The 4,816-nt window shown below is 43.5% G+C and carries 7 protein-coding genes; 6 read left to right on the forward strand and 1 reads right to left on the reverse strand.

Features of this window, described 5'->3' with window-relative positions:
* The coding region (locus FHC48_RS23610; RefSeq protein WP_223602332.1) for a hypothetical protein at positions 1–82 on the reverse strand (82 nt) is incomplete at its 3' end.
* 19 nt (positions 83–101) lie between these two features.
* Between FHC48_RS23610 and FHC48_RS22790 the strand changes: the two genes are divergently transcribed.
* The 6 genes from FHC48_RS22790 (at position 102) to FHC48_RS22815 (ending at position 4,655) form a co-directional block, all read left to right on the forward strand.
* A complete protein-coding gene (locus FHC48_RS22790; protein WP_220420618.1) occupies positions 102–737 on the forward strand; it encodes a DcrB-related protein in 636 nt (211 codons plus the stop codon).
* Between the two features lie 2 nt (positions 738–739).
* Positions 740–2,002 carry a polymorphic toxin type 46 domain-containing protein gene (locus FHC48_RS22795; protein ID WP_008503525.1) on the forward strand — a complete coding sequence of 421 codons (1,263 nt, stop codon included), beginning with the start codon at positions 740–742 and terminating at the stop codon, positions 2,000–2,002.
* Positions 1,995–2,375 carry an immunity protein Tsi6 family protein gene (locus tag FHC48_RS22800; protein ID WP_008503524.1) on the forward strand — a complete coding sequence of 127 codons (381 nt, stop codon included), beginning with the start codon at positions 1,995–1,997 and terminating at the stop codon, positions 2,373–2,375. The genes FHC48_RS22795 and FHC48_RS22800 overlap by 8 nt, the downstream gene beginning before the upstream one ends.
* A gap of 36 nt (positions 2,376–2,411) precedes the next feature.
* On the forward strand, positions 2,412–3,512 hold the full coding sequence (gene tri1, locus FHC48_RS22805; protein ID WP_059363037.1) for an ADP-ribosylarginine hydrolase Tri1: 1,101 nt from the start codon (positions 2,412–2,414) through the stop codon (positions 3,510–3,512).
* Between the two features lie 251 nt (positions 3,513–3,763).
* Positions 3,764–4,117: an immunity protein Tsi6 family protein gene (locus FHC48_RS22810; protein ID WP_045410452.1), complete on the forward strand. Its 354-nt coding sequence runs from the start codon at positions 3,764–3,766 to the stop codon at positions 4,115–4,117.
* Between the two features lie 103 nt (positions 4,118–4,220).
* Positions 4,221–4,655, forward strand: coding sequence for a hypothetical protein (locus tag FHC48_RS22815; protein ID WP_059363030.1), 435 nt, complete (start codon positions 4,221–4,223; stop codon positions 4,653–4,655).
* Positions 4,656–4,816 lie beyond the last annotated feature (161 nt).

The following is a 4,816-nucleotide window of genomic DNA, read 5'->3' on the forward strand; positions in this document are numbered from 1 at the left end:
TGGGCCAGTTGGTTATTTTGAACTTTTGCTTTGCCACGGAACGGTCTGCGTTGTCGGGAAGATGCGTGATCTGATCCTTCAACTCAGCAAAAGTTCGATTTATTCAACAAAGCCTACGTGAACTGGAAATTACGGTGCCCGACTTTCGTCTCGAATCCTCGCAGATGACCTCTGTTGATGGTCTCCCGGCAGTTGAGCTTTTTTATCAATTCAAAAATGATAATGCGATCATTTTCCAGAGGCAGACCGTTATTTTGCTCGGTGACCATCCTGGCGGCCAAAAGATGGTGTGTTATATCGGTACTTGCCCGGGCGAGTTTAGCGATTATTATCATAATCAATATCAGGAAATTATCCGCAGTATTAAGTTCCACAAACCGGCTCAGACTGAAACTAGAGAAATGCTCGCTGCCGACAGCCAGGGGCCATTTTTTGCGCTTGATAGTGAGAGTAAGGAATTGAGTGTCTTTGAAAACATTCAGGAACTGTATGGACATCTTTCGCTTCAGCGGGCGAAAGAGGGGCAATATTTGCTTTTTGAAAAACAGGGTAAACCACTCAGTATTGCACCCGTTCCGGGGAGCCAACCCCTTCGTTACGCGCTGTGGACGACTTTCGCAGACAAATCACATCACCTACTTTCACAGCTTTCCGTATGCCGCCAGGTGTCTGGTTCTGACCCGCTTGATACAGCCGACCGGATCCGTAAGTATCTGATGGCACAGCGAGCCGAATAGCCATGTCCGAATGTCAGGCTGCTCGCGTAGATGATGAGATTGCACATACAGCCTCAAAAGGCTGGATGATTGCAGGATTGGTGGGCGGGGCCATTCTGGGCGCAGCTGCCGTTGTCGTCACCGGAGGGACCGCGCTGGTTGCTGTTTCTGCCGTTGCGGCTGGGGCATGCGCTGCGGGTGGGTTGGGTGAGCTCCTCGGCAGTATGTCATGGGCTCCACGCCATACTACCGGTACGCTAAAAGAAGGTTCACCCAATGTTTTTATCAACAGCCGAAAGGCGATCCGCGCTCACCTGTCAGCCGGAGAGTGTGATGAGCACAGCGGTAGCCTGCAACGGGTTGCGGAAGGTTCGATAAAAGTTTACATCAACAACTTTCCCGCCTCTCGCACAGGCGATAAATTGACATGCAGCGCTGAGATTAGTCAGGGATCGCGTAATGTTATTATCGGTGGAAGCAAAGTTCAGACCGATGAAATAAGTCCTGAAATCCCGGAATGGGTGAACTGGACGATGCTCGCCGTTGGTGCCGGAGCCATGGCGGTGCTGGCCAGTCCGGCAATCGCACTTCTGAGTACCCTCGGTGCGATGGGCGGTGGGACAGTCGGTAGTTATGCGGGGGGAATGCTGTTTGGCGAAGGTAGCGACGGTCAGAAATGGGGGATGCTGATCGGCTCGGTTATTGGCGGCGGGGCTGGCATGAAAGGCGGGGCAAGGTTTGATGCGTGGCGGGCTGGTAAGCCTGTTCTCGAACCGGTTAAGCCAAATATTTCGGCCCGAAGAGCTGAACTTAATGAAAAATTTGGACGCACGGGCGATCTTAATAGAGATATTAATATCCGTGCAAATCAAAAAATTGTTGATGATTTTATGCGTTCTCAGGGTGTTGAAGAAAGTAAAATACCAGCTTATCGCAGCGGTATAGATCTTGAACAGAGAGTGACAATTGAAACAATCAATAAAGGCAAAATAGCTTATCAGAATCAATCCCCAGGGAATTGGCAAGGAAACTGGTATTCTCTTGACGAATCGACCCCTGCCACAAAACTAGGCATTAACCCAGAGGGACAGGTCAGGGATACGGGGTTAATTGTTCCTAAAGAAGTAAAAGCTTATCAAGCGCAACAAAAAGTTGAGATGCTTCGAAGTAGTGCCACACCAGCCTTGGACACCTGGTCTGTACCAGACAAACCTTTCCAGACAGAAGGCGGTGGGATACAATGGTTTACCACTAAGCGTGATATTTGGACTCCATATAATGAATAACATGACAGCTCTAAATTATGTTGAAAAAGCATTAACTTTAGCAGAAAAGAGATATGCTGAGGTAAAACATCTCAACCCCCACTCCCCACTTTTACAAATGTACGATTCTATTGTACAACAATTAATATTTCTACGGGATTTAATCGAAGGCAAGGAAAAGGATAAAGCAAAATTATGGAAAATGACTTTCGGTATGTATGCAGCAAAGGAGTTTGATAATTCTGATGAGTTGTTTTTTGAAAGGTTGTCGGATGCCTGGTTTATTGTGGATCAAATCCGCCGAGGGTTAAAGGTTAGACTGCCGCATGAGGTTGATGCCAATTACAAAATGAAACAACATAATCTTAAAATGAAATATCCTGGTGAATTTTAGGGTTTGATATTAAAAATATTTTATTATGGGTGAATGGTGATAGACTTACATGCTAATTTGAATGTATTGTTAAAATATGTAGATATATATCGTAAGTACTTACCTGTTAGCAGTCTTTCAGTCCAGCAGAAGATGCAGTATAAATATAATGATAAACTATTAGAATCATCTTTTGATTGCGATGCACAAAAACAATGGGACTTAACACCACAATGTAACATCTCACTCGCGGAATCACGGGATCGTGCTGTCGGTGCGCTTATAGGTCTTGCTGTTGGAGATGCTGTAGGTACGACGCTCGAATTTTTACCTCGTGACAAAGCACATGTCAAAGATATGATAGGTGGTGGGCCATTTCGACTCCGCGCAGGTGAATGGACGGATGATACATCCATGGCATTATGTCTTGCGGAAACGCTTCTTGAGAAAGGTGATGCTGATACTATATGCTTCAGGAATAAGCTTCTGGAATGGCATCGGCATGGTTATAACAGTTCAAATGGCATCTGTTTTGATATAGGAAATACAACTCGGTTTGCTTTAGAGCAATATTTAACTGTTGGTCCTGGGTGGAGCGGTAATACAGCACCAGAAACTGCAGGTAATGCTTCCATTATCAGGCAAGCACCTGTCTCTATTTTTTTTAGAAAATCATTAAGCAAAGCGTTTTATGAAGCTAAAAAACAAAGTATCGCAACACACGGTGCCGCGGAAGCAATAAATAGTACACAGTATTTAAGTTATTTGCTTGTGCATATGATTAACGGTAGCAATAAAGCTTTTGTTTTTTCTCCGCACGTCATGCCGCTTCAGCCACGTGTAATGATAATCAACGCGGGTGAGTATAAGCAAAAAACTCGCGATCAGATTCGTTCAAGTGGTTATGTTATCGATACGCTTGAGGCCGCGATGTGGTCCGTATGGAATACTGATAATTTCCGTGATGCCATTCTACTGGCAGCTAACCTTGCCGATGATGCTGACAGCGTTGCAGCGACGGCGGGTCAAATCGCGGGGGCATTATATGGTTATTCCGGTATTCCGCAGGACTGGAAAGATAAACTCGTGCAACACGAACGTATCGCCACAATGGCAGGTGAGTTATTCGATAGAGCACCTGAGGACAATTTATTATAATTGAATAATTCCTATGGCACGGCTATTGTAGCGTGCCATTCAGTTGAACAGAAAATGTTGTGTTAATGTGAAGTTATATGTGAGAAAAAACTCACCTAGCCAGCACTGAAAATATATTGAATTGCTCAGCAATAAAATACAACTGTTAGGTAATGTTGTTTTCTCGCACCCTATATTTTCGGTTAAAAAACGACCTCGCCAGCAAAAAGATGGAAGGATAGAGTATTTTTCAAGATGAAATCGGTGTAAGATTGCACAAGAATAAAGAAAGCTATACCGGTCTGGATTACATTAATGATGCCATTGATATAATCAATCAACGATTGGAAATAAAACCTGATTTTTCACTATATGTTATGGTGAAGTGTCAGTTGGATTATATTAAATCTCTTTTAATCGGTGCTGAAAAAGATAAAAGTAAATTACATGCATTGAACTTAGGAGCACTCGCGTCCAAAGAATTTGATACAACAGATGCCGAACTTGCTGAACATTTATCTAATGCTAATTATATAGCTTCGCAGATGGGACAAGGATTAAAGATTATTCTTCCGCATGAACAAGATTTGGAGTATTTGAAAAGACAAAAAAGATATCGCAATTGATTAATTTTTTGTTTTTATATCTGATAAGATGTGAACATCCAGGTCCTGGTTAATTTGTTTTACTGTTTGTATGGTCACAAATAAAAATAGTGGAGAATGAAAGGTGAAATGGATTGGTTGTATATTTTTCATTTTCATCACTTTGGTTTATATCTGGAATGGAAAAGACTTATTCAGTAAAAAACAATGGTTCCTTGCTGGGTTGATGTTCGTTCTGGTGCTAGTGGTTACGGTTGTTATTGGTTTTACGTTGAAATGGCTCGCTCAGTCAATGTCATTATTCTCCGTCGCAACGGCGAAACACTATTCGATTATCTTTTCCATGTCTTTCCTGTGCGTATGGGGACTAAAAGTTACCGTTGTGCTGCTCTGCACGATCTTTTCCGGGATTACAGGAGGGCACAAAAAATACAATGCTGAAAATTATGAAGCAATATCGTCTATAACACGCGTCGTTGCGCCTTGCCTACTTATCGTTGCTAAAAGCATAGTTTCCCTGGGGAGCGTCCTTATGTTTTCAGGTTTATGGCTTAAATAAGCACGATTTAAAAAATATCTCAATGAACACCGAGATTAGTCCATAGTGGAATAAAGATTATGCTCAACCGAATTACCGTTCAGCTCCCGGTGGAGGGGCTTCTGTTCTGGAAACTGACGGGCCGCGAGGCGATGTCCGAGTCGTTCGCGCTGACGCTGACC

This window comes from Enterobacter sp. EC_50 (assembly GCF_019584525.1).
GTDB lineage: Bacteria > Pseudomonadota > Gammaproteobacteria > Enterobacterales > Enterobacteriaceae > Enterobacter > Enterobacter roggenkampii.